Origin of the sequence: Rhizobium tibeticum (genome assembly GCF_900110205.1) — a bacterium.
In the GTDB taxonomy this organism is placed as follows: domain Bacteria; phylum Pseudomonadota; class Alphaproteobacteria; order Rhizobiales; family Rhizobiaceae; genus Rhizobium; species Rhizobium tibeticum.
In genome coordinates, this window is the sequence record NZ_FOCV01000010.1 from 176,704 (window position 1) to 200,816 (window position 24,113).

General features: G+C 59.3%; 17 protein-coding genes and 6 pseudogenes. 11 read left to right on the plus strand and 12 right to left on the minus strand.

Annotation, left to right across the window (positions count from 1 at the left end; all coding sequences use genetic code 11):
- Nucleotides 1-531 precede the first annotated feature (531 nt).
- Complete coding sequence (locus BSG20_RS13520) at nucleotides 532-4,887, plus strand: chemotaxis protein CheB (RefSeq protein WP_072375985.1); 4,356 nt, start codon at nucleotides 532-534, stop codon at nucleotides 4,885-4,887.
- A complete protein-coding gene (locus BSG20_RS13525; protein WP_244541330.1) occupies nucleotides 4,847-5,122 on the plus strand; it encodes a response regulator in 276 nt (91 codons plus the stop codon). Before BSG20_RS13520 ends, BSG20_RS13525 begins: the two co-directional genes overlap by 41 nt.
- Nucleotides 5,123-5,190: 68 nt before the next feature.
- Here the strand turns inward: BSG20_RS13525 and BSG20_RS13530 are convergent, their stop codons facing one another.
- Entirely contained in the window at nucleotides 5,191-6,213 is a 1,023-nt protein-coding gene (locus tag BSG20_RS13530; protein ID WP_072375987.1) for a chemotaxis protein CheB, read from the minus strand.
- Nucleotides 6,214-6,885: 672 nt separating this feature from the next.
- Nucleotides 6,886-7,091, minus strand: a pseudogene (locus BSG20_RS37375) (hypothetical protein).
- Between the two features lie 309 nt (nucleotides 7,092-7,400).
- Between BSG20_RS37375 and BSG20_RS13540 the strand changes: the two are divergent.
- A complete protein-coding gene (locus BSG20_RS13540; protein WP_072375989.1) occupies nucleotides 7,401-7,697 on the plus strand; it encodes a hypothetical protein in 297 nt (98 codons plus the stop codon).
- 485 nt (nucleotides 7,698-8,182) lie between these two features.
- On the opposite strand, the gene BSG20_RS13545 is transcribed toward BSG20_RS13540, so the two are convergent.
- Entirely contained in the window at nucleotides 8,183-8,542 is a 360-nt protein-coding gene (locus BSG20_RS13545; protein ID WP_072375991.1) for a hypothetical protein, read from the minus strand.
- Nucleotides 8,543-9,114: 572 nt separating this feature from the next.
- Here BSG20_RS13545 and BSG20_RS13550 point away from each other — a divergent pair.
- The 3 genes from BSG20_RS13550 (at nucleotide 9,115) to BSG20_RS13560 (ending at nucleotide 11,119) form a co-directional block, all read left to right on the plus strand.
- Nucleotides 9,115-9,357, plus strand: a complete 243-nt coding sequence (locus BSG20_RS13550; protein ID WP_072375993.1) for a hypothetical protein — start codon at nucleotides 9,115-9,117, stop codon at nucleotides 9,355-9,357.
- 265 nt (nucleotides 9,358-9,622) lie between these two features.
- The gene (locus BSG20_RS13555) at nucleotides 9,623-9,865 is read left to right on the plus strand and encodes a hypothetical protein (protein ID WP_244541331.1); all 243 of its coding nucleotides are present in this window, start codon (nucleotides 9,623-9,625) and stop codon (nucleotides 9,863-9,865) included.
- 384 nt (nucleotides 9,866-10,249) lie between these two features.
- Nucleotides 10,250-11,119, plus strand: coding sequence for a Hint domain-containing protein (locus tag BSG20_RS13560; protein ID WP_093041158.1), 870 nt, complete (start codon nucleotides 10,250-10,252; stop codon nucleotides 11,117-11,119).
- A 666-nt stretch (nucleotides 11,120-11,785) separates the two neighbouring features.
- Here the strand turns inward: BSG20_RS13560 and ligD are convergent.
- The 5 genes and pseudogenes from ligD to BSG20_RS13595 all read right to left on the minus strand — a co-directional run bounded on the left by ligD (nucleotide 11,786) and on the right by BSG20_RS13595 (nucleotide 16,078).
- Nucleotides 11,786-12,825, minus strand: a pseudogene (gene ligD / locus BSG20_RS13575) (non-homologous end-joining DNA ligase).
- Complete coding sequence (locus BSG20_RS13580) at nucleotides 12,825-13,112, minus strand: DUF982 domain-containing protein (RefSeq protein WP_072376001.1); 288 nt, start codon at nucleotides 13,110-13,112, stop codon at nucleotides 12,825-12,827. The pseudogene ligD and the gene BSG20_RS13580 overlap by 1 nt, the downstream one beginning before the upstream one ends.
- 497 nt (nucleotides 13,113-13,609) lie before the next feature.
- Entirely contained in the window at nucleotides 13,610-13,804 is a 195-nt protein-coding gene (locus BSG20_RS13585) for a hypothetical protein (RefSeq protein WP_072376003.1), read from the minus strand.
- Between the two features lie 122 nt (nucleotides 13,805-13,926).
- Complete coding sequence (locus BSG20_RS13590; protein WP_167371563.1) at nucleotides 13,927-15,408, minus strand: AAA family ATPase; 1,482 nt, start codon at nucleotides 15,406-15,408, stop codon at nucleotides 13,927-13,929.
- 373 nt (nucleotides 15,409-15,781) lie between these two features.
- Nucleotides 15,782-16,078 (minus strand): DUF6634 family protein, encoded by a 297-nt coding sequence (locus tag BSG20_RS13595; protein ID WP_072376006.1) that lies wholly within the window; start codon nucleotides 16,076-16,078, stop codon nucleotides 15,782-15,784.
- 167 nt (nucleotides 16,079-16,245) lie between these two features.
- Between BSG20_RS13595 and BSG20_RS36990 the strand changes: the two genes are divergently transcribed.
- From BSG20_RS36990 to BSG20_RS13610, 3 genes and pseudogenes are all read left to right on the plus strand, one after another.
- Nucleotides 16,246-16,515: a helix-turn-helix domain-containing protein gene (locus tag BSG20_RS36990; RefSeq protein WP_072376008.1), complete on the plus strand. Its 270-nt coding sequence runs from the start codon at nucleotides 16,246-16,248 to the stop codon at nucleotides 16,513-16,515.
- A 336-nt stretch (nucleotides 16,516-16,851) separates the two neighbouring features.
- A pseudogene (locus tag BSG20_RS13605) lies at nucleotides 16,852-17,248 on the plus strand (zinc-binding dehydrogenase); the annotation flags it as partial.
- 378 nt (nucleotides 17,249-17,626) lie between these two features.
- Nucleotides 17,627-18,255, plus strand: a pseudogene (locus BSG20_RS13610) (hypothetical protein); the annotation flags it as partial.
- 702 nt (nucleotides 18,256-18,957) lie between these two features.
- Here BSG20_RS13610 and BSG20_RS13620 read toward each other — a convergent pair.
- Nucleotides 18,958-19,845 carry a LysR substrate-binding domain-containing protein gene (locus BSG20_RS13620; RefSeq protein WP_072376010.1) on the minus strand — a complete coding sequence of 296 codons (888 nt, stop codon included), beginning with the start codon at nucleotides 19,843-19,845 and terminating at the stop codon, nucleotides 18,958-18,960.
- A gap of 103 nt (nucleotides 19,846-19,948) precedes the next feature.
- Between BSG20_RS13620 and BSG20_RS13625 the strand changes: the two genes are divergently transcribed.
- Complete coding sequence (locus BSG20_RS13625; RefSeq protein WP_072376011.1) at nucleotides 19,949-21,202, plus strand: aromatic ring-hydroxylating oxygenase subunit alpha; 1,254 nt, start codon at nucleotides 19,949-19,951, stop codon at nucleotides 21,200-21,202.
- Nucleotides 21,192-22,274: an FAD-binding oxidoreductase gene (locus BSG20_RS13630; protein WP_072376013.1), complete on the plus strand. Its 1,083-nt coding sequence runs from the start codon at nucleotides 21,192-21,194 to the stop codon at nucleotides 22,272-22,274. Before BSG20_RS13625 ends, BSG20_RS13630 begins: the two co-directional genes overlap by 11 nt.
- 62 nt (nucleotides 22,275-22,336) lie before the next feature.
- Here BSG20_RS13630 and BSG20_RS13635 read toward each other — a convergent pair.
- The 3 genes and pseudogenes from BSG20_RS13635 to BSG20_RS13645 all read right to left on the minus strand — a co-directional run.
- Nucleotides 22,337-22,987: pseudogene (locus BSG20_RS13635) on the minus strand (NAD(P)/FAD-dependent oxidoreductase); the annotation flags it as partial.
- Nucleotides 22,987-23,916: an electron transfer flavoprotein subunit alpha/FixB family protein gene (locus BSG20_RS13640; protein ID WP_093041172.1), complete on the minus strand. Its 930-nt coding sequence runs from the start codon at nucleotides 23,914-23,916 to the stop codon at nucleotides 22,987-22,989. The pseudogene BSG20_RS13635 and the gene BSG20_RS13640, both read right to left, overlap by 1 nt.
- A gap of 24 nt (nucleotides 23,917-23,940) precedes the next feature.
- Nucleotides 23,941-24,113: pseudogene (locus BSG20_RS13645) on the minus strand (electron transfer flavoprotein subunit beta/FixA family protein); the annotation flags it as partial.

The following is a 24,113-nucleotide window of genomic DNA, read 5'->3' on the forward strand; positions in this document are numbered from 1 at the left end:
CCGACCAGTGCATGATGCGATCCAGCATCCGGATTTTCGTACCTGGGATTAGCGGTTTGATTGCGATTGCATTTGTGCGACGAAAGCGCGTCGACGACATGGTTGACGCCGATCCTGTTACCGCCACAGCCATTCCTGTCGTCGGGATCGGAGCCTCGGTAGGCGGCATCGAAGCACTGGGCAGCTTCTTCGATGCCATGTCGACCGACAGCGGCTGCATGCAGCGGCAGTCTGCATCAGCAGAGGTATCCCGCCCGGCGGGGCCGAGACTCTTTAAGCGCAGTTCACAGGAACCGACAACACATTTGCGTGTTCTAGTCACAAAAGGCACCGGCCCAGGGACCCCCTTGTGGCACATTGACATCAACTAGCCCAGTTTCCGGTACAGTCGTTTGATTGCGATAGACAGTGTTGATGTTTCGCAAACAAGCTGGCTGTAATCGATGTATGATCGCGGTCGTGCAGCATCGAACAGGCGTGCCAATGGCGAAGAAACCAATAATAACACATGACCATGCGGAGCACGCCGCGATGGCGCGACGAAAGCACGTCGACGGGACGGTTGATGCCGATCCAATTGCTGCTACTGCCATTCCTGTTGTCGGCATCGGAGCCTCGGCGGGCGGCATCGAAGCGCTGAGCAGCTTCTTCGATGCCATGCCGACCGACAGCGGCTGTGCCTTCGTTGTGGTGCTGCATCTCGATCCAAAGCGCGAAAGCGAGATGGCCCGCATCCTGAGCGGCCACACCGAGATGCCAGTGGCGCAGGTCGAGGACGGAATGGTGCTTGTCCCCAACCACGTGTATGTCATCGCCCCCGATACCGACCTCAAGCTTGCGGATGGCGGCTTGAAAGTGTCGAAACCGTCGGAACCTCGTGGCCAGCGGCATCCGGTCGATGTATTGTTTGCCTCGATCGCGATGGAACAGCGCGAGCGTTCGGTCGCAATCGTGCTTTCCGGAACAGGCAGCAATGGCACCGAGGGCTTAAAGGAGATCCGGGCCGAGGGCGGCATGAGCCTGGTGCAAGCACCGGAGACGGCAAAGTTCGACGGCATGCCGAGGAGCGCGATTGCCGCGGGTCTTGCCGACCACGTGCTTGCCCCTGACAAGATGCCCGAGACCCTGATCGCTTATGTCCACCATGGCTATGTCTCCGCCCCCACCGAGGTCGAGGCCGCCTCCCCGAAGGGCGAAGTCACCATCGAACAAGTTCTCGAAGTCGTGCGGGCCCGCGATGGACACGATTTCTGCAGTTATAAGCGCAACACGCTGCGGCGCCGCATCCATCGTCGTATGGGGCTCAGGAATATCGAGACGCTCGCGAACTACCTCGACGACCTGCGGACCAATCCGCAAGAAGTCGCCACACTGGTCGCCGATCTGATGATCAGCGTAACCGGCTTCTTCCGGGACCCCGAAGCATGGAAGGCGCTTGGGGAGCAGGTGATCGCACCTCTCGTTGCAGAACGTGAGAACGGCGGATCGCTTCGGGTCTGGGTTGCCGCCTGCGCCACTGGCGAGGAGGCTTATTCCGTGGCCATGCTGGTGACGGAGCATGCCGAGGCCATCGGAAAACGCTTCGACCTCAAGGTGTTCGCCACAGATGCCCAGGACGACAATCTGCGTAAGGCACGGGATGGCCTCTATCCCGCCGCCGCCCTGTCGGGGTTTGCGCCCGAACGCGCGCGACGTTTTTTCGAAAAGCTCGACGGCTCATTCCAGGTCAGCAAAGAGCTCCGGGACATGGTGGTATTCGCGGCGCACAATCTGCTGCGCGATCCGCCGTTCTCGCGGCTGGACATCGTCTCGTGCCGCAATTTCCTGATCTATCTCGAGCCGGAGGCCCAGCAGCGCGTCATCGTCCAATCCCACTTCGCCCTGTGTCCGGATGGGCATCTGTTTCTCGGCAACGCCGAGACGATCGGTCGGCACGACGATCTCTTTCAAACCGTATCGAAGAAATGGCGGATATATCGCCGGACCGGGCCAACCCGGCACGACCTTATTGATTATCGGCCGGCTCGCGGATCGGCCGCCGGCCCGCGGGCACCGGGTGAGGCGTTGCCGGTGCCATCAGATGCAGACTCTGCACCGATTGCCGATATCGCGCGGCGCGCACTGCTGGAGCGCTATGCCCCTGCCTCGGTGCTCATCGACGAGAAGGGCCGCGTCGTCTATTTCCATGGAACGACGCGCGACTACCTTGAGCAGCCGCCAGGCGAGCCGACTAGGGAACTAGTGGCCATGGCGCGCGACGGACTGGCGCTCAACCTTCGCGGAGCGTTACGCGAAGCCTCGAAAAGCGACAAAAGCATCACCGTCCATGGTCGCGTGCATCAGAGCGGCGCCTCGCAAAGCGTCGCGATAACGGTGATGCCGCTGCCGGCCTCGCGGCAAAGCGGCAAACTCACTCTTGTGAGCTTCGCGCCTGGGACGCCGGCTGGCGAGCCGACTGGCCAGGCTGTTCGGGAGTATACGGGCGAAACGACCTCAGGCGAGCAGGCGCTTCAGGAGGAGCTGGTTTCGATGCGCGGTGAGCTGCGCAACACCATCGAGCATCTCGAGACCGCCAACGAAGAGTTGAAGGCGTCGAACGAGGAAGCAACCTCGATGAATGAGGAGCTTCAATCCACCAACGAGGAACTGGAAACCTCCAAGGAGGAGTTGCAGTCCTTTAATGAGGAACTGAACACCGTCAACAGCCAACTTCAGCACAAGATCGCGGAACTCGAACGAACCACCAATGACCTGAACAACCTGCTGGCTGGGTCTGAGACGGCGACGCTGTTTCTGGACAACAAGCTTGCTATTAACTGGTTCGCACCAGCGACCAAGGGACTTTTCGATCTTGTGACGACGGACATCGGCCGGCCGATCGCCCACTTCGCGCGGAAATTCTCCGATGAGAACCTGCTGTCGGATGCAGAGAATGTGTTGCGGAAACTTACCACAATCGAGGCCGAGGTGCCAAGCGATGCCGGCCGCTGGTACCTGCGGCGCATGCTGCCCTACCGTACGCGCGACAACCACATAGCAGGTGTGGTTGTCACCTTCACCGATATCACCGACCGACGAGCCGCCACCCAGGCGGTCAACGCTGCGAGGACCTATGCCGAGGCCATTGTCAGCACGGTGCAGCAGCCCTTGCTCGTCCTCGACGCCGACCTGCGCGTCCAGTCTGCCAATCCGGCCTTCTATCATCTGTTCAAGGTTGCGGCCAAGGAAACCGAGCGCAGCCCGCTTTACGACCTCGGCAATGGGCAGTGGGAGATTCCCGCTCTGCGGACGCTTCTCGACTTGGTGCTGTCGAAAAGCCAGGAAGTCGCTGACTACGAGGTCGAGGTCGAGCACGAATTTCGGAACATCGGCCGGCGCTGCATGCTGCTTAATGCCCGCAAGCTTGTTCAGGGGAGCGGCCGCGACGAGCTGATCCTGCTCGCCATCGAAGACATCACCGAGCGCCGGGAGAGCGAGAATGCGGTCCGTGCCAGCGAGCAGCGCCTGAAGGACCTTATCGCGGCGCTGCCCGGCGCAGTCTATACCACGGATGCGGAAGGCCGGATCACCTTCTATAACCCCGCTGCTGCCGAGTTATGGGGCCGCCACCCGGAACTGGGCACGGATAAATGGTGCGGCTCCTGGCGCATGTATCGAACAGACGGCACTCCTTTGTCGCATGATGAATGTCCGATGGCGGTCGCGCTGAAAGAGAAGAGGTCGATTCAGGGTACGGAGGCCGTAGCCGAACGGTCAGACGGCGTCCGGGTGCCTTTCCTTTCCTATCCGACCCCGCTGCGCGATGCCTCGGGCACGGTGACGGGGGCAGTCAACATGCTCGTAGACATCACCGAGCGAAAGCAGGCCGAAGCACTCGCGGAACGCATCGCCGCGATCGTCGAATCCTCCGACGACGCCATCATCAGCAAAAGCCTCGACGGCACCATCATAAGTTGGAACGAAGGAGCAGAACGGTTGCTCGGTTACGGGTCCGAGGAGATCATCGGTAAGTCCATCATGACCTTGGTGCCTCCGGATCGCCGAGACGAGGAGGTTGACATCCTCGATCGGGTTGGTCGCGGCGAGCACATCCAGCATTACGAAACACTCCGCCAGCGCAAGGACGGAAGTCTGGTCTGGGTTTCCTTGACCATATCCCCGCTGAACAACGCCGCAGGCAAAGCCGTCGGCGCGTCTACGATCGCGCGGGACATGACCGAGCGCCGGCGGGCTGATGAGCACCGGAAAACGCTCATGGACGAACTCAATCACCGCGTCAAGAATATGATGGCGGTTATCCAGTCCATCGCTACACAGACGCTTGGCAAAGCATCGACACTCGACGAGGCGCGACAGGCATTCGGTGCGCGGCTGGTCAACCTGGCGAAGGTGCATGACGTGCTCACGCGTGAAAGCTGGGGGAGCGCGAATCTGGCCGAAATTGTCTCCGATACGGTCAATCCGCATGACGGCGGAAAAACTCGCTTCCAGATCGAGGGCCCCGGCGTCCGGCTCTCCCCGAGCGCTGCTCTGGCGATTTCCATGGCCCTGCACGAACTCAGCACCAATGCCGCGAAGTATGGCGCACTGTCCAACGAAAACGGCCAGGTCGTGATCGCCTGGAAAATCGACGGTGCAGATACAGCCCGACGGCTCGTCTTGCATTGGCAAGAAAGCGGCGGACCGCCGGTAGCCAAGCCGAAGACCAAGGGCTTCGGCTCACGCCTGATCGAGCGCGCCCTGGCATTGGAACTCGGCGGCGAAGTGCGCGTTGACTACCAGTCCTCCGGCCTTGAGTGCACGATCATCGCACCTCTGCCCTCTGGGCACGAGCCAGGAGGACAGGATGGCCGGCGAAGCGAGGCGCGTTCTGATCGTCGAGGATGAATTTCTCATCGCGACGCTCCTTGAAGACCTTCTATTGAAGATGGGACACCACGTCGTCGCTTGGGTTTCTGGGGTCGATGAGGCAATGAAGTTCATTGATCAAATGGACATTGACTTCGCAATTCTCGACATCAACCTGGGCGGCGAAAAATCCTTTCCCGTGGCAACGCTTCTACGCCGACATATTCGCCACAGGGTACGGCACCGAGGGCCTCGCAGACGAGTTCCGCAATGAACTCGCTTTGCAGAAGCCGTACGATCCCCCGGACCTGGAACGAGCTATCGCGGTGGCATGCGTGCGGGTCAGCGGTTGACCGAATCCGCCTTGCCTTTCGCCCTTGCTCCCGTCCTTTCCGGCGTGATCCAATTCTGCTCCACCAGATCCCGCAATTTGTAAGCACGATCGAGTGCCTGCCGGCTGGCCGCCTGCCAGGAGGCGCAGAGCTCGGGCTCGACGGAATAGGTTTGTTCCGCCATCTGAAGGCAGAATTCAGCCCGTTCGTTCAGAAATCTCACCGCTGCGCGCATCATTCGCTCCATCTTGTCGAATTGTGCGCCGGCCATGGTTTCGGCGGTGTAGCTGTGACCAATATGACAGTCGAATTTCGTTATCGTGCCGACTTCGGAGCTATGCAGGGCACCGCCACATTCCGGGCAGGTAATCGCCACCGGTCGTTCGAACGGCGCTCTCTCAATCATCTCGGAATTCTGTCCGACCTCCGATTGCAAAGGCGTGATCGGCATGACCTTCTCCTTTCCATCCTTTCCGCTGGCCAAGTCAACGAGCAGTTTTGGGATGACCGCAAGCGGCTCGGTATAATCGAGTGCCACATGCGCTGCAGCGCTTCTCGGCATGTCCGGATAGGCCGCATCATCGGGGTGCTGAGCGATCGCGATGCCGCCGCGCCGCGCGATCTCGAAGAGACCGAGTGTGCCATCGTTCTGGTTGCCCGTCAGGATAACACCCACAGCAGCCGGACCAAAGCTTTCGGCGACGCTCCGAAAAAGCGGGTCGATAGCCGGGCGCGCGCAGTTCTCCCTCGGACCACGTGAGAGGCGCAACCGGCCGTCCGCAATGACCATGTGGCGATCCGGGGGCGCGACATAGATGTGATCCGTAAGGATCGGCTCACCGTCTTCGGCGTGCTTTGCCGGAAGCGGCCCGGCCGCATTGAGGAGCGCGGGCAGTACGCTCTGCTGCGAGCCGACGTGCAGGACGACCAGAACAGGCACTCCAATCGTTCCCGGCAGTTCGGAAGCGAGCGCACACAGCGCTCTCACGCCGCCTGCCGACGCGCCAATTGCAATGATCGATGAACGTGCCATGACGAACCACGCGATGTCAGATCAGAGAAAAACGCGCCGCGGCGATGAAAGTTCGCCGCTCCCCCTGGTACGTCAGTTTCGGGACGCCGGGTAGCGCTCGCCATTCCAGCGGAGACAGATGACGCTCGCTCTGCGGATGGCCCCACCGCCACACGCCGTCGCAGCAATCTGGCTCGAGAGACTCAAAAGGGGCTGCACCGAGCGATCGCCGAAACCCAGAGCGACGAAGCAATTGAGCGCGTCGCACCAACTATTGAGGAGCGCCAACATGGCAAAAAATGACCAACGATCGAAAACGCAGATCGAGCAGCCCAAGGGCAGTCCGAAAGCAATCAGCTGGCGGAACCAACGATGGGGTGAGGAGCGCCAAGCCTCGCGTATCACCATTCGGACGACGCCACCAGCAACAAGTAAAGGCCCGGCAAGCATAAAGGCGCTAAGGACTGGGACGTCAATTACGACGAGCGTGATACGAACGTGGGAGAGTCTCAGGGAAAGAGCCGGGGATAAGACCCGCAAACGATCCCCAACTGCCGTAATAATTGATCAACCGCAGATGAATGAGGATGCCTAGGGAAACGAAATGCGCAGTATTCGGACACAAGTATTCCTCTGATACAGTAACGTCAGTGTGCTTGTGCTTGGCCTTGGTTCATTCGTCCGGGACGCCGTTTAAGCCTCCCCCTTCGTCTCTCCTTTCGTCTTAAAGGCGTCGGAAACCTTTTTGACCTCTGGGTCGCTGTTGCTTTCGCCATGGGCATCCCGGATCGTCCTTCGCCGGCATGTAGCCCTTAGGCATGTTTTCCTGGGGGACCTTCCCAGCGTGGCGACTGATCCGTGGTGCCTGGAGCACCGTCCTTCGGTGAATTGATACCCATGACCACTTCTTCCTTTGTCGCGTACTAACCGAGGAACGAGTCGAAAGTTCCGCTCGGGCATCATCCGGCACCGTCGATTTCGCTCCTCACCACTGCATCGGGGCACCAAGTGTGACAACGTGATGACTTCGGAAGATCTCCGTATGCGATGAGGTTGTTGAAGCTCAATCACAAGCGTCGATCCGCCATCGAGATCTACCCGGCAAGGTCTGGGTGAACTGTCAGATATTCTGAGTGGTTGCGTCGGAACAACGGCCCCGCTGCATGGTTACCTCTACTTGCAATGACGCAACGTCTAAGGAGGAGAACATGCGCTTTAGAATCTTGACAGCCTCGCTGCTCGCTATCGGCCTCGCCGGATCAGCATTCGCCCAGTCGAACCCGGCGCCTGCCGGTTCTACGATGGACAAGAACCACACAGACAATGGCGCCGGAACTGGCACCATGAAAATGAAGAAGGTCGACAAGACCGTAACCAACAGCACCGCGCGTACGCTCAACAAGCAAAACTGCAAGAGCGTCAACGGCAAGGGATCGCTACAGACCGCCGGCGGCAACAGCGGTACCGAAAACACCGAAGACACTTGCGCTGATAACAACAACTGATCTGTTATGCCCGGGGGTCTGCTCCAACAGCGATCTCATAGGGCATGACGTCGAAGATGCATCGGGAGGCAAACAAAAAAGGCCGGGGCGAAATCGCACCGACCTTCCTCATCATCGCCTATTCGTCCTGCCAGTACATCCGTGGTCAAAAGTGTCAAGCGATCACGGCAATTGCGAGCGGCGAATCCATTCGGCGCTCTACGCAATGCCGATGGCGATGTATAGGCGGCGATTGTGTTGTAACCGAGATTCGTGGACCTTCAATCCACTCAATGAGACTGACGATTTCCTATAGCGTCGGAGATCTTCCGCGGGGGTTTTTCCCGACCGTCGATCGCGCGTCGGCCTCGGCCATCCTTGAGCTCCTGCAAGGCCGGTCCGCTCGACTGTTGCCGTTTCGAAACCTCGTTTGAGCGGTGCCGAGATAGCGCCGGACATAGCTACAATGTGTTTTGCGCACCAACTTGGCCCTGCTCTCCGACGCGCTACCGCACCTTCTCAGTTCCACTCGGCGTCGTTATCATGGTGGGACCGCCGCCGTTTCCTTCGGCGGTCGGATCCCGGTCGGTGGGGGTGGCCGGTCGACCTCCTCCTCCTGCCGGATTGTTGTCGAAGGTCCCTGCGCCATGCGGCTGTGCATTGATCGGATCAGGGGTGGTCGACGCCGTCGTTTGCGAATCCTTGTCGATACTCTCGCCCCAGAACTCCGCCGCGCCCCAGGCGATCATTGCCAACACCAGGCTGCTGGCGAGAACGAGGAAGACTGGTGCGCCGTACCTGCCCTGCCGGGCGTCGGTCGCCGTTTCCGTTACTGGCTGTCGTTGCGAGCGGTCGTTCGTATTCATGATAGCGCTTCTCTCAAGCTGTTTCGCTTATTCCAACCCGCTCCGGAGCTATAGGTTCCGATGCTTCTCGCGACGAACGAAAGCGACCACCCGGACCATCGAGACCAGGCTTATACCGCCGGTAGACCTCTGCCTTTCATTTTGAATTTCGCTGGGAACGGGGGGCGACGACACCATCAACGGTGGAAGTGGCAACGACCAGCTCGTCGACGACGAATTCGGCGGCAACCAGGGTTCAGATGAACGGCGGAAAATAGCGATCTGCACGATCAGCCGCAAGCATTTCGTTCGTGGCCGGCGGTGGGCGGTACCCGTCCCATTTGATCTGGTAGATCTAATCAGGGCCGATCGGTGGCCTCGGTTTAAGTAGTGCGGGCTGCAAGGGATCACGAGGCTTTCGCGGTCGCGTGCGAACGCCTGGCGATTCTCGCCGCATGGCAGCCCCGATATGGAGCGGGAACAAATTGCAGTGTGGACCGTTAAGGGCTGGCTTGAGAATTGAAACCCCTCAAGCCCAACTCTCGACTCTGCCCCCGCAACCGCGACTGCGGGGCTCTTTTGGAGCGGGTGAAATGAAGAGGTATCAGGAAACTCGAGCCGCCTTGATGGCGCTCCTCCCCAGGGCAAGGGCCGTCCTCGATCTATACGACGTAGGACAGCCATTGGTCGCCCAGGGATTCACGGAAACCGAGATCTTAGATGTACTGATCAATCTGACGCACCAGAAGGTCATCGAACTTCTTCCCGGCAATCAGTTGAAAGTTCTCCGGTTCTCGGACTTTGGTCCATCTGGTGATCTCGACAATTCGGCGTAGTCTTTGGTTGTTCTGCCTCTGGCGGGCAGGGCAAGAAGGGAAGCCATCGCCCTATGCGCATTTCGGCGAGAGGCTTCCCTTTCGATAGCTGCGTCACCAATAAATCAGCCCATCGTTCCTCAGGTTGAGAGCTGGAACCAATCCCCGATCACAGCATTCTACATCTGATGTCGATACCCTCCGACATCAAAGCCCAGATGCCGAGGCTCTGCGTCCCCCGCGCAGGGCCTCATTCGTGTCGGCTTGGAATATGGAGGACCCTCGCTTGGACAGCTTTCGCTATGGACTGGCGATCCTGCTAATCCGCTGCCCCGATCTCCGCCCGTATGCCCACATGGCCCATTCGTGGCCCGAAGATATCGAGAACTACGGTGACGCCGTCAGGTTCCGCGACAAGCTGCGTGCAGAGGGTGGCGACAAGGTGCTCCTGGAGGAATACGAACGACTCTGCATTCAGCTTGAGGAGGAGGTGCGGTCCCATTTCTTTGCCGGCCACGATCCGTCGTGACGGCGCTCTCCCCCAACCCGCTACCCTGAGCGTACAATACTCGGCATGCCAATTGGCACTCATGGAACGACATCAGGTAAAACCCTCCAGCAACCTCGCTGAGGTGACGGATTCAAGTTGGCTTATTGAGGCTTGAGAGCGCCCGTGCGAATGTGCTGAGCCGTAACGAGTACGTTCATTAGTATCCCCCCAAATTGTGATGGATTTGCCGTTAAATTACGTCAAAAGACGAACGTCAGCGCCAACTTAGGTTCATCTGGCATCGCGCCAAGGACAGTCTAGAATTAACCGCGTCCTGTCTGGGTGAATACGACTGTCTTGTGTTCGGGATCTTAATCCCGCGATTTATTCGGGCTCCCGTCCCTTTTTAAAAGGAGTGTCAGGATGACTTACTTGAGAGATCCCAATCTGCCCCGTAATACTGCACGCCGGCGTTTTCTGGGGGTGGCCGCCGCTGCCGGTGCTCGTTTCGCGAGCGTGGCGGCCATTGCCCTGGCGGCTTCATCGTCGCCAGCACGCGCGGCGGGCCTGCATTTGGGATGGCGCAACGGGGGCGGCCCCGGCAGCGGGCGCGGCAATTCCGGCGGAGCCGGAGGTGGCGGTGGTGCGCAATGCTTCCTGCAAGGCACGTCGATCCTCACCGATTGCGGTGAAAAGTATGTCGAGGATCTTCGGATTGGCGATCGGGTCACACTTCCGGGCGGAGACACCCGCGCGATCAAATGGATTGGTCGCCAAGTGCTCAAGAAGGGCGGCGCGCACTGGCATGACAGCGTCGTGCCGATCCGAGTGGCGCGCCATGCGCTGGATGAGCATACGCCACATTCGGATCTATACCTGTCGCCTGGCCATGCACTATTCCTGAACGGTGTTCTGATCCGCGTGAAGGATCTCGTGAATGGCACGACGATCGCACCGATCGCACCCCACGACGATATGACGATTGAGTATTACGCCGTCCTGCTCGCGACCCACGAAGTGATCCTTGCTCAGGGCGCTTCGGCGGAGACCTTCCATCCCTCGGACAGCAATCGCGAAAATTTCTCGAACTTTGCGGAATACGAACGGCTATATGCCGGTGAGGCGCGCGAGGAAATGACATCCTATGCGACAGTCCTTGGCGAGGAAGGCGGCTGGCAGCATCTAAAAGCTCTTCTTCTGCTCGGCGCTTCTCCTTTGCTGCCGATGTTCGATCCATTCGAGGATGCCTGCAAGAAGATCGATGCCCGAGCCAAGGAGGTGTTTTTGCGCTAGCTTAGAACACGCTGCGGCCAGGATTACACACGGCGCCGCCTCGAACCCCTGGGTTCTGTGTGTCGTTCTGTCGACGGCCAGGCCGCCGCTGCAGCGGCGTGCCTCGGCATCTTCGACCGTCCCGGTCGCCTCGATCGCAGCGTTGGTGCTAAGGCCAACAGCCTCGATCGCGACGCCGATGATATGCCACAGAAAGGCACCGTTGAAGTCGGCGATTCACTGGTGTTCTGCCCACCAGGGCAGGATGCTCGAGGGTAAGGCTCTCGACAGCTTCGCTGCGCATGCGCAGTTGCTGAACCGCCCCTCGATTTTTTAGGACTTTTGTCCGACTGGTGATCCCGGCAAACTGGCGTAGTCTGTAGCTGTTCTGACAGGACATGCAGGACAAGAAGGGAAGCCTAGTCACAAATCCATCCTCGGGCTTCCCTTTCGATTACATGCTCTTTTGCGCGGAAGTGGTGGCCTGGACACCAGAACGACTGGTGCGATTAGCCGGCCGTCTGATCCAGAACGGCACAAGGCAAAGACAAATCAACAAGACAACGACCCATCCCACCATGCAGAGGATGATGGCGCCGGCGATTAACCGCATCGCGATCCACCGCTTAGTTGCGGCGAGTGTCTTCAGTATGTGGGATTGCACTCGTGGACTCGTGGGAAGCATGCTTAGAGTATCTCGTGTACTGCAGCATTGTCCTGCACTTCGCGCAAGCCCTTGTACGAGGCATGCCGCAGCTTCCCGTCATGCGTCCAAGCACGATACTCGATCGCAGCAATCAGCTTAGGCCGAACATAGACGGCATCTCGTTTCCTACCGGTTTCAACGGTGGGCTTGCTGGTGACGATCTTATCCATCCGGTTCCGGAGTTCGAGAGCGGAACCTTCGTTGAAGCCGGTTGTCCCTACCCCACCGACGTAGACTAGCTTGTTGCCCTTCCGCGCGGCCAGCAAGAGGCGCCCGATGCCGCCGAATGCAGCGGTTGACCGCTCATACCCAAGATCGCGAACCCGTCGCTCTGGGTGCATTTGACCTTCACCCATTCGCCCAACCTGCCCGATCGATAGGGGCTATCCTTGTATTTGGCGACAATGCCTTCGAGGCCATGCTCGCAGGCAGCGGCGAAGATGTCGCGACCATCGCCTTCAATGTCTTCGGAAAGGCGAATGGCGCCCTGCTCATTTTTCAAGAGCGACCGCAGGAAGTATCGGCGGGCCGTAAGTTCGAGACTGCGGATGTCGTGACCGTCGAAATACAGAAGATCGAAAGCGAACATGATCGAGGCGCCGGAATTCAGCTTGCCGCCTCGTCCACCAAGCGACTGCTGGAGCTGACCGAAGTCCGAACGGCCGAACTCGTCGACAACAACGGCCTCACCATCAAGGATGGCGGAACCGACACCGAGGCGCTTGGCGTCCGCCTCGATCGCGGGAAAACGATGCGTCCAGTCATGCCCGCCACGGGTTAGGATCCGGACGTTGCCATTGTTCAGATGGACGGCGATCCTGTACCCGTCCCATTTGACCTCATAAATCCAATCGGGACCGATCGGCGGACGCGGCTTGAGAAGCGCCAGACAAGGCTCGATGCGAGCCGGCAGGATCAAGGGGGAGTTTCGGTTGGGAAGAGGATCACGCGGCTTTCGTGCTCGCGAACGCAGCGGCTGCGCGTCAGCCTGTAGGGGCTGGGAACGTGGAGCCCTGGCCATTAGCTGGCCTTCTTAATCTCGGCCATGTCGTCGGGAAGGACGTGCATTCCAACCTCGTGAGCGGCTTCGACGAACGCAGCTCGAGCAGTGTCAGCGTCGACATACCATTCAATGGCCTCCATCGATCGCCAGAGCGCCGTGTGGAACTTGCCGCCCGCGGATTTTGGCCATTTGCCGCCGAGGAGCATAGCCGCGAGATCCTGGGCTGTCTCGGCATGTCGGTACTGATCGATGCCATCGATCTCGACCTCCAGCGGCTTGATGAAAACGGGAAGGTCTGGGTACATTCTCGAAACTCCTTGACAATGCAGAATCAACAATTGGCGAGGCGATTCGTTTCGTCTAGGTGATTCGAAAAAATATGTGCCCGAACGGAACCTCTGGGTTGATTTGGTGTTAAATGATCGCCTTGGGAGACCCACCCCGAGGCGCCCTGGTACTTGCCCCGCGCTCTCTGCGGGGCATTTTTATTGCTGCGTGCGGGCCGTCCCGTAAATCTCCCGCTCGAGGCGATCTTGCCGCTCGCGCATATCGAGGAGGAGATCACGGGCGCTGTAGGTGTTCGCCTGTGCCTGCTTCAACTCATCGATCTGCCTGGCGCGCAGCCTGATTGCGAATGACGTGGTACCGCCCAGCCTCGAGCGGCATGACGATGCCCCATTCCTCGTCAACAAGATAAATCCTGTCGAGCATCCGGCCCTCCAGTGAGTCCTTATGACAAAGCTCGCCCGGATCTACCCGGGGCGCAAGGGTCGCTTTGCGTGAGCTAGCCGAAACGATTTAGCTAATCCTGGTCTTTAACCCATTTCTTGAGGGCTTCTCTGCGTTTACCTTGACCTACGATTTTGCGTCCGACCTGGGTGGACTTGAGTCCTGGTTTCGACACCGCTTCACCGAGCCGTTCGCTGCCGTGCTCCGATTTATTAATCGGGCCAATGTTGCCAGCTTTGCTTACATCCTTCTTGCCTTCGTCTGTCATATCGTCCTCCGACATGCTTGCAATGCTAACTCGTCAAGGATTCACGGCGCAGTGCCAAGTTGTCACCACAGACGTCGCGGTCCCGTCGAGAGTAACTGCCAACGCGGTGGGAGCAGATGCCTTTAGGCCGCCGCCGCCAATCCACCGCGCTCAAGCTTCACGATACGATGGGTCACGACATCGGCCGCCAGCGCAAGGACTCGCTCGCGTTCCTCCGTCATCATTGAAAGCATGCGCTCGTACTCCTCACCGATTATTTGCGAGACCTCCACTTCCAGCCGTTCGGGCAGAGGCTTATCGGCGAGTTCTTTGACGGTGCCCATGAAGACTGGCGTTTTGCCCAAACCAAAAGATCCAACCATCCGCCGAGCGATAGCCGTTGCTCGTTCGACGTCGCTGCCAATCGTGCCGCCAGAGCCGATGGACGGGTCTCCAAACACCGCAACCTCTGCAGCCATCCCGGAAAGACTCACCGCTATTCGGTTGCGCAGAGTCGTGGCGGTTGGGAGATAATCCGGGACCAGATCGTACGTGGTTGTCCCACCGAGGAATCTGTCCAAGCTCGGATCGAAACTGTCCTTGATCTCGATTGTCGCGCTGGTCGCATGCCCGAGCGCTAGTGCTGCCAACGCATGTCCAGACTCATGGACCGCGAGCCTCAGGCATTGCTCCGGTGTATAGCGCAGCTTTTCCGGAAGCTGCGCTTCCAGGTCACGCAGCTCAAGTTCCCTATCTTCATTTCTTGCTGCCCTTAGAGCGTCCCGAACCAAGCGTTCGAGATCCGCACCGGCCTTGCCATCGAGATCCTCAGCAATATCAACCAAGGATTCAAGCGGCAGGACCCCACCAGCATGATGGCTGAGGATTTCAGCACGCGTCAGCTTGTTTGGCAGCGAGAGGGTGAAATGGTCGTCAATCCTTCCAGCACGTAGGATCGCGGGATCGATCCAGTCAGGATAGTTCGTGGCAGCCACCACTATGACGCCTTCCCCGAGGGCCGACAGGAGGGTTAGGAAATCAGTGACGACCACTTGCCAATAGTGATCGCCGTGATGTCCGGAAGGGCGGGTCAGCCTCGTGCCAATCGCGTCGATTTCATCGATGAAAAGAACGGCGCCCTTTCCATCATTTACGCTCTCGAAGGTCTTGCGCATCGCCGGCAACATGTCATCCAGCGTGCCTGTCGCTTGCCACGCGCCGACCGTTGTGGAAACAAGCCTCATCCCGAGAGCGGTGGCAAGTGCGGAAGCGAATAAAGTCTTGCCCGTGCCGGGCAGTCCCGAAACCAGCACTCCGGTGCGAGCGAGCTTCCATTCCAGCGTCCGTTGACACCAGCGCGATACATTCTCCACCAGATCCCTCGCCCAAGGCTTAACCTCATCGTAACCGGGAAGCTCGAACAGATTGGGCCCATCCGTTTCAAGCCTGTCGAAATCGTCGATCTCGTGTATTTCGGTAAAAGTTGGCTTCAGAACCGCTGCCAGCACGACGTTCTGAGGGCGCTTGACCAACATGGCTGCAACGTCGTCCGAGAACGGCCTATTACCTGACAAGCGCCGGGCGGCGTTGGGGTGCTGTGCTGTCGGCGGCTCGACGAACAACACGGCGGTGGCTGCGAAGCGCACGTCTTTTGGAACCTCGGCGATATCTCGTGCGATAAGTATATCGAGACCCTTGAGGTCAAAGATCGATATTGCCCGATGGACGGTGCCTTTCTTCCTTGGAGGGCTTGCAAGACGAACCTTGATCGCCTTATCGACCCAGTCATCACGAGCGGCGCCCATGATTGCGAATGCGGCTGCCTCGTATTCCTCAGTGCGATACCCTGGAGGAACAACGAAGATCAGGAAGCCATTGACGCCATACCTCAGTCGGCCGATCGTTCTCGTGGCATGAACCAAGCCACAACCAGCTAGGAAAACGCCTGCATCTTTTGAAAGCTTTTGGTTTCGGGTCTTCGCATTGACGAACTGCATTCTAGTTCCCCTTGCCCTGATCGCGCTTCGACAGGCGATACCAGTTGTTCATTGTCCGCGCGATGCCGCGATCCGGATCCAGATAGAAAAGCTGGCTGGTGACGATCTTCTTGCCGTCCTCAAGACGTGGATGGCCACTCACGATCCCCGACAGCGCGTAGGCGCGTCCTAGAACGGCCCTATAGCCATCCAGCAGTGGTGCATTGGCGATATCGCTCATCTCGAACTCGCCCGCGTTCGCCCGGCGAATATCTTCCAGTAGGCGCTCCGTCGCCTGGCTGTCTATCCATTGGAACATGGTCAAGCTCTCCCTCGTTGACATTGATTCGTCCGGGGCAACAGCGCCGCGGCCGTATATGCGCATCGCTGGTATTTTTTGACGAATTCGCCGTGTTTTTGTGCCATGGATTGGTATGTGTCAACTATTATTTGCGCACCGAAGGATTTGATGACACTCAATCCTACATGAGACCGCCGCCTCGTCTTCTCGTCGCTGCACGCTTACTCCTTGGCCAGACACAGGCCGAGGTCGCTGCTGATTCCGGAATAAGCGCGAAGTCCATCTTCAAGGCAGAGAACGGTACCGCGGGTATCGTGAGCGTCGAAAAGCTGATGCGTCACTACGCGGCGAAAGGCGTGTCGTTCATAGAACCGGGTTCGAAGCCAGGTTGGGGTATTCAGACAGATTTTCTCCAGCGGGACTACGACGCCGAGAGCGCAGCGCTCGGGCAGTAGGTATCCGCATCTCGGTCAGCGTTCTGCTTCGAGATCCAATTGCATCACAGCGCTAGTCACGACGTCGACCCGATACCACGCTCCTGCACCCGGGCCGTTCGCCATAGGCTGGCTGGGCCCCCGCTAGTCGACCATCCGGCGCCGAAGTGACCCTCTTCGCGAAATCCCGTTTTTTGAGGAAAGTCTCAATTCGCTGGGATGGATCTTCCCGAAGGTTGATCATGGTGTAGGCGCGCGCACCTCTGAGCCCATGCCATCGAAAACACGATTCGGAAGTCCTTTGGGTCCAGAGTTTCAAGTATTTGGTGCCGACAGTTCCGCTGCGGCGGTAGGCGGTTGATCGACATCGGCGCAGAGGCGGTCGTTACGCGTGGCGGAGACCTCGTTGCTGATGTTCACGAAGCCTCCCTTGGTCGGCCGATCGATGTCGTCGCCGACCTGGTCGGAGGATCGATCTTCAATGACCTCCTACGGCCGGCGCTATCGCAGGGCCGGTCGTCCAGCTCGACCTTCGTACGATGTACCTGAAGCAACTGGAGCTGCATGGGTCGAGCCAGGGCAGCCGCGCCGATTTCCGGCGGCTTGTCAGCTATATCGAAGCCAAGAAAATCCGACCCTTGGTCGCGGCAACCTACCTCTCTCGGAGTTCCACCGCGCTCAACGCGACTTCATGGCGAAGAACTTCGTCGGAAAACTGGTCGTGCGGCCGGACCCCCGCAACACAGCTTCCTGAGCGGCCATCATGGACCTGCCCGATCATGGGTGGAATTGTCCTCTTATGGAAACTGACACGGCTTTTGCTCTTCGCTCAAAGGGCCAACAGATCGAACGGTACGATCATCATATGGAATTCATGTGCCGATCATTGAAAGCCGATGGCTTCTTGCCTGCAAACTGGAGCGCGCGGATTGCTGTTAGACAAAGTGTCCGGAGGGGGCGTGTCCGGGCCTGCACCGACGATAGCATCTTTAGGACCATAGTCTGACTGAGATCGGACCTCGGCCCGATGCCCACTCTACGATTGCAGGCTAACATTCGATATCAGCTCAAGCGGGTGCCACGAGCGCGCCGTTTGCCGATTGAATCGATGTTCTGATCTTTGGAGGAAACGATGCGTCTAGCAACATTAGCGTCCATGGCCGCACTGTCGGTGGCTCTTGCCGCAAGCCCGGCGACGATCGCCGGCTTCGATACTGCGGCGCTGGCGAAAAGCGGCGGAAGCGATGGGGGCAACGGCGGCGGCAATGGTGGCGGTAACGGCGGCGGCAATGGAAACAGCGGCAACCATGGCAGCGGTAACAGCAGCAACCAAAGCGGCAGTTCAACCCATGGCAGCTCCAAGTCGAAGGGGGCGTGAACGGCAAATCCAGCGAGGCAGGCAGCAAGTCTCAGTCCGCGAAGACTGCCAGGGTCGCTCCCGCCACCAAGGAAAAGAACATCTCGGCACAGCTTGCTGGCTTGAACTCCCTGAGGCGGAACTACACGGCGTACATGCATACGTCTGACCCACGCATGACCGCTATCGCTGCGTATGCGATGGCCTATGCCCAGTATTAACTCGACAATGGTACGGAGCCCTCGCCCGACGACCCGATGCTCGTGGAGGAAGCACTGGCATCCGCAACAAAGACTGGTCATGTCAGCCCGGCCGTTCTCGATGAGGCCAAGGAGATTCTCGGCGTAGGCGATGCGAACGGAAAGATCGACCAAATCCGTGCTTCCCTCGAGGATTTCGCTCCGAGAAGACGACTCTGCAGCAAACTGCGCAGTCATGACGACCGTACGCACCCATCTTCGCTTTCACGTCCCGGAGAGCACCGACTTTCCCGGCTGTTATGGTGTCGTGGACATCTTTAAGGACTGCCGTTCAATCTAGACGGCCTGCTCCTCGATGATCTTGAAGGTGACGAGGCCGACAATGCCGTCGACATCCTCAACGAACACGGCCTTAAGCACCGTGGGAAGTTGAAGTGCAGGCTTTAAGGGCTCTTGGGCCGCTCTTCACAGCCTGATCTTAACGCCGGATGTCGAGCGTTGGGACCTTAGTCCAACTAGCCCCACTGGCGGGTTGATCTATGATCAGATCGTATCCTCTACCCCCGAGGACGCGACGGAAGCCTGGCACGTGTGAATCGGACCCTCACACCTCCGCCAGGCTTCCCTCCAATCTTAGCGTCGGCCATACCAACAGCATGAAGAGGGGGCCACCTTCACCGCGATGAAACATCCCAAGAAGACAGTGATCGTGATGTTGCTCGCGCTGTCTTTGACGGTGGTCATCCTCTGGAGCCTATCCGTCTTACGGCACCTTCTGATGCTTTGAGTGTTGACGTCGCGACCTGCCACGGTTTCAGGAACCATAACCGGCGCGGGAGGTTCCCTATCCTTTTCCGGCGTCTTGCTCTGACCCTTGGTCGGATCAAGGCGCATAGCGTCCCGACTTCAACGATGAAGGGCAGCGGTCAGCCATTTAGCGGCATGGTCCGCCGCGATGGTTGGACGCATTCTGAGAGGAAGAAGCACGTTGTAATGATCGTCTGCAGCAAGCTCTGATTCACCGACCTCTATAAGCGTCCCATCATCGAGAAACGTTTGGATAAGAAGACGCCAGCCCAAAGCCACGCCCTGGCCCGCCCGAGCGGCTGCGATCGTTTCCGTGTAGTGGTTGAAACGCAGCGAGGGTTTGACGCTCAACGAACGTCCGGTCTTCTCGACCCACCTCACCCAAGACAGCCAGGAACGATCCTGTGCATCCGTTTCGATAAACTCATCCAACTCGGAGAGCTCCGGCGAGCGCCGCGCGCGCATATACTCCGGCGAGCAAACAGGAACGATGGCGTCGTTCTGTGAAGCGATGACCGTCCCGTCGCTGAAAGGCGGCATCCCATAGCGGATCGCTATATCGATGTCTCCCGCGTTCAAATCGATGCGAGTGTCCTGCGAGACGACACGAATCTGTATTCCAGCGTTTTCCCGTCGGAAATGCGCTAGACGTGGAAGAAGCCAGAAGGATGAAAACGCGACCGTTGCGCCAATCGTGACGACGTCCTTCTCAGACGAGCGGATGACCTCGATCGTATCAGCGATGTTCGCAAAACTCTGCGCGAGGGACGTCCCCAAGGAAAGGCAGGCTGCAGTTGGTTCGATCGCGCGGTGTTTGCGGACGAACATCGGCCGCCCGAGCTCCGCCTCCAGACCCGCAATCTGACGACTGACCGCGGCCTGAGTGACGCCTAGCTCGGCCGCGGCCAAAGTGAAACTCTTCCGACGGATGACGGCTTCCAGCGTCATGAGTGCCGTCAGTGATGGAATTCGCCTCCGGTAATCCATTCGCGCCCCATTACTTCAAGTCATGCGAAGTGGAAAATTAATGCCGTTGAAGCCGCCTCCATGCAAGGGCAAACTAGAGTCGTCGGAAGCATAAGAGGTCATCATGCTAAACAGGCTCCCTTCCTCCATCTCAGCTCTCCTTGAAGCTCGTGCCGATGGTCACTCCCTGCCGGCGGGCCTCTATACTCGAGACGACGTCTTCGACGCCGACATCGATGTATTCTTCCACAAGCACTGGATCTGCGTGGGCCTGGACTGCGATGTTCCGGAACCTGGCGATGCGACCGTGATCGACATCGGCAAAACGAGCCTGATTGTGCTGCGTGACGACGACGGCGAGATCCGCGTGCTTCACAACGTCTGTCGCCATCGCGGCTCCCGTCTGCTCGATCCCGGAAAGAGCATCGTCTCAAAGCTGGTCTGCCCATACCACACCTGGACATACGAACTGACCGGCGAACTCAGCTACGCGCCGCACATGGGGAAGGACTTGGACAAGAACTGCCACAGCCTAAAGCCTGTAAACTTCAAGTCGATCGGCGGCCTGATCTATGTCTGCCTCTCCGACGATCCGCCGGAGGATATCGCATGCCTCGCGCAGACCATGATCGAGCGTCTTGCCCCCTACGACATCCGAAATGCGAAGATCGCCCATCAGACCGACGTCATCGAGGATGGCAACTGGAAGCTCACGATGGAGAACAATCGCGAGTGCTACCACTGCTCCGCCAATCATCCTGAGCTTTGTGTGTCGTTCGTCGATCTCGACTTCGGCTTTGACCCGGAGACCCTTGGCCCCGAGGATCGCGAGCAGGCCGAGGAGCATTTCCGGCTCTATGAAGAAAGGACGAAGGCCTGGGAGGCCGACGGCTTCCCATCCGCTGCAGTGGAACAGATGGCCGAGTGCGCGACCAACTTCCGGACCCAGCGCCTGATCATCGCCGGTGCGGGCGAATCCCAGACCCGTGACGCCACGGCGGCGTCGTCCAAGCTGCTCGGCAGTATGACCCGTAAAGATCTCGGCGATACCCACCTTTGGGGTCACAATAGCTGGAACCACTTCATGGGTGACCATGCGGTTGTGGCGACCGTCATCCCGCTTTCTGCCGGTAAGACCCTCGTCAGGACGAAGTGGCTCGTCCACAAGGACGCCGTCGAGGGCAAGGACTACGACCTCGACAAGCTAACCGACGTCTGGATCGCAACGACCGACCAGGACGCGGACCTTGTCGCGCGTTCGCATGCCGGCGCGCTCGATCCGGCTTATCAGCCTGGTCCCTACTCGCCGTTCTCGGAAACAAACCTGGACAAATTTGCGAATTGGTACATCGATCGGATGCGCGCTCATGGGTATTGATTTCGCACATGGCGGTATGGTTGGCCAACAGGTCTGGGACCCCGAGCACGACGAAAACCTTGTATGCATTGACGTCCATCAGGAAACGCACGACGTGAAAAGCTTCACGTTCGCATCGCCAGAAGGCAAGCGCTTCGACTTCGATGCTGGCCAGTACTTTCTGTTCGACTTTCCGGCAGGGGACGGCCGCGAGGCGCGATGCTATAGCATCTCGTCGTCTCCCCATCGCTCAAACGCCTTCACCGTCACGGTCAAGCGGGTTCCCGGTGGCAAGGTCTCGAACTGGCTTCACGACAACATGACCGACGGCACGACCGTGAAGGCTCAGGGTCCTCTTGGTCACTTCGTTCGGCCGAGACGCGCAGGCACCAAGTTGCTGCTGCTTTCGGGTGGCTCTGGCATAACGCCCGTGATGTCGATCGTTCGTGGACTGTCGGATAGCTGCGAACCGGCCGACGTGGTCTTCATGCATGCTTCGAGGACGCCGCTCGACCTGATTTTCCGCACCGAGTTGTCCTGTCTGGCCTCGCGGATGAAAGAGCTGCGTCTCCATTTCCTTCCTGAAAGCGTAAATGGCGAGCCGGCCTGGCCCGGACTCACGGGGCGCATCACGCCGGAGTTTATGAAACTGGCCGTGCCGGACATCGCGGACCGAGTGGTGATGTGCTGCGGACCGGCTCCCTTCATGGCAGCCGCACGTTCCATCGCGGCGGACCTCGGCGTGCCTGCAGGCAACTACATCGAAGAGAGCTTCGACGCCGTCGTCATCGAGGAACCCGGTCTCCTGGTGGAGGAAGTGGCCACGAGCAAGGTGTTTCAGGTCGAGTTCACCAAACAAAGCCGCAAGATTGATGTATCGAGCGAGCAGACCGTGCTGTCCGCGGCGAAGAAGTCGGGCGCGCGGCTTCCGTCGTCCTGTTCGAATGGCGTCTGTGGGACCTGCAAATCGAAGCTCGTTTCAGGCTCGGTTGAGATGAACCATAACGGCGGCATAAGGCAGCGCGAGATCGATGCCGGCATGTTCCTCCCGTGTTGCTCCAAGCCGCTCAGCGACCTGGTCGTCGATCGCTGAGCAACGCACCCCGCAGTCATTTCGACACCTCAAGGATTCACTCCCATGCTCCGTGGCGACGAGGTCAGCTTCGGCACCGACTGATAGCCGCCCTCGGTGATCGCACGCGCCCCATAGAACAGCCGCTTGCCGCCCTCGAAGGTTCCGCGGATCGCCGGATGCGTCTTGAAGCGCTGGAATTCCTCGAATGGATAGAGATGGGGTTCTTGTAGTTCAGGTGGACGACGAAGCCGACGGCAACGAGGTTGTCCTCCAGGTGATAGAGGAAGGAGCCGCCGCCGGTCTTCATGCCGAGCGGCCAGCCGAAGGAGTGCTGCACGAGGCCCTGCCTGTGGTGCTCGGGCTTGACCTGCCAGAGTTCCTTGATGCCGATGCCGAACTTCTGCGGCTCACGGTCTTTGGATAGATCGAATTTGGCAATCAGCTGCTTGGCGAGCGAGCCGCGCACGCCCTCGCCGATCAGGGTATACTTGCCGAGCAGCGCCATGCCGCGGGTGTAGTTCGGGCCGGGCTCGCCGTTCTTCTCGATGCCCATGTCGCCGGTGAGAGGATATGCGCGCCGACTTCGGCCCCCTTTCGAGCACGACGACCGACAGCTCCGCATTGACCTGCTTCAGACGGATCGCAGCCGAAAGCCCCGCAGAACCGCCACCGACGATCACCACGTCGAATTCCATGCTCTCGCGTTCGGGCAGTTCACGCGTATCGGTCATCAAAGCGCCTTCTGCAGTTCCGGCAGGGCCTCGAACAGATCGGCGACGAGACCATAGTCGGCAACCTGGAAGATCGGCGCCTCTTCGTCCTTGTTGATGGCGACGATGACCTTCGAATCCTTCATGCCGGCGAGGTGCTGGATAGCGCCCGAGATGCCGCAGGCGATGTAGAGATCAGGCGCCACGACCTTGCCGGTCTGGCCGACCTGCCAGTCGTTCGGCGCATAGCCGGCATCGACGGCAGCGCGCGAGGCGCCGACGGCGGCACCGAGCTTGTCGGCGACCGGCAGGATGACCTCCCTGAACTTTTCGGCCGAGCCGAGCGCGCGGCCGCCGGAGATGATGACCTTCGCCAAGGTCAGTTCCGGACGATCGGAGGCCGACAGCGCATCCTTGACGAAGGTCGACAGACCCGGGTTGGCGGCCGCCGCAATGGTTTCGACCGGGGCGGAACCGCCTTCGGCCGCTGCAGCAAACGAGGCGGTCCGCACGGTGATGACGCGTCTGGCGTCGGTCGCCTGTACCGTCTGGATGGCGTTGCCGGCATAGATCGGCCGCTTGAAGGTATCGGCCGAGACCACCTCGATGATCTCGGAGACCTGCGCGACGTCGAGGAGGGCTGCCACGCGCGGCATGACGTTCTTGCCGGTCGAGGTGGCGGCGGCGATGATCGTGTCGTAGCTGCCGGAAAGCTGGACGATCAGGGCAGCCAAGGGCTCGGCGAGATTGTTGGCGAGGCTTGCATCCTCGGCCACCAGTACCTTGGCAACGCCGGAGAGCTTGGCAGCCTGCTCGGCCGCCGCCTTGGCGCCGGCGCCGGCGACGAGGATGGCGATGTCGCCGCCGATCTTTGATGCCGCCGTCAGTGTCTTGGCGGTCTGGTCGGAAAGGTGGTTGCCGTCGTGATCAGCCAGAAGAAGAATGGCCATGGATATATCTTCCTTTCTCGAACCCTAGAGGACGCCAGCTTCGACTTTAAGCTTTTCGACGAGCTCGGCGACCGACTTGACCTTGACGCCGGCCTTGCGGCCGGACGGATCCTCGGTCTTCAGCACCTTGAGGCGCGGTGCGGTGGAGACACCGAAATCGGCCGGGCTCTTCTTGTCGAGCGGCTTCTTCTTCGCCT

Bases quoted from the DNA above. Each gene is read 5' to 3' on its own strand.
- BSG20_RS13520 (WP_072375985.1), top strand. From the start codon at position 532: ATGGCGCGACGAAAGCACGTCGACGGGACGGTTGATGCCGATCCAATT.
- BSG20_RS13525 (WP_244541330.1), top strand. From the start codon at position 4,847: ATGGCCGGCGAAGCGAGGCGCGTTCTGATCGTCGAGGATGAATTTCTC.
- BSG20_RS13530 (WP_072375987.1), bottom strand. From the start codon at position 6,213: ATGGCACGTTCATCGATCATTGCAATTGGCGCGTCGGCAGGCGGCGTG.
- BSG20_RS13540 (WP_072375989.1), top strand. From the start codon at position 7,401: ATGCGCTTTAGAATCTTGACAGCCTCGCTGCTCGCTATCGGCCTCGCC.
- BSG20_RS13545 (WP_072375991.1), bottom strand. From the start codon at position 8,542: ATGAATACGAACGACCGCTCGCAACGACAGCCAGTAACGGAAACGGCG.
- BSG20_RS13550 (WP_072375993.1), top strand. From the start codon at position 9,115: ATGAAGAGGTATCAGGAAACTCGAGCCGCCTTGATGGCGCTCCTCCCC.
- BSG20_RS13560 (WP_093041158.1), top strand. From the start codon at position 10,250: ATGACTTACTTGAGAGATCCCAATCTGCCCCGTAATACTGCACGCCGG.
- BSG20_RS13580 (WP_072376001.1), bottom strand. From the start codon at position 13,112: ATGTACCCAGACCTTCCCGTTTTCATCAAGCCGCTGGAGGTCGAGATC.
- BSG20_RS13585 (WP_072376003.1), bottom strand. From the start codon at position 13,804: ATGACAGACGAAGGCAAGAAGGATGTAAGCAAAGCTGGCAACATTGGC.
- BSG20_RS13595 (WP_072376006.1), bottom strand. From the start codon at position 16,078: ATGTTCCAATGGATAGACAGCCAGGCGACGGAGCGCCTACTGGAAGAT.
- BSG20_RS36990 (WP_072376008.1), top strand. From the start codon at position 16,246: ATGAGACCGCCGCCTCGTCTTCTCGTCGCTGCACGCTTACTCCTTGGC.
- BSG20_RS13620 (WP_072376010.1), bottom strand. From the start codon at position 19,845: ATGGATTACCGGAGGCGAATTCCATCACTGACGGCACTCATGACGCTG.
- BSG20_RS13625 (WP_072376011.1), top strand. From the start codon at position 19,949: ATGCTAAACAGGCTCCCTTCCTCCATCTCAGCTCTCCTTGAAGCTCGT.
- BSG20_RS13630 (WP_072376013.1), top strand. From the start codon at position 21,192: ATGGGTATTGATTTCGCACATGGCGGTATGGTTGGCCAACAGGTCTGG.
- BSG20_RS13640 (WP_093041172.1), bottom strand. From the start codon at position 23,916: ATGGCCATTCTTCTTCTGGCTGATCACGACGGCAACCACCTTTCCGAC.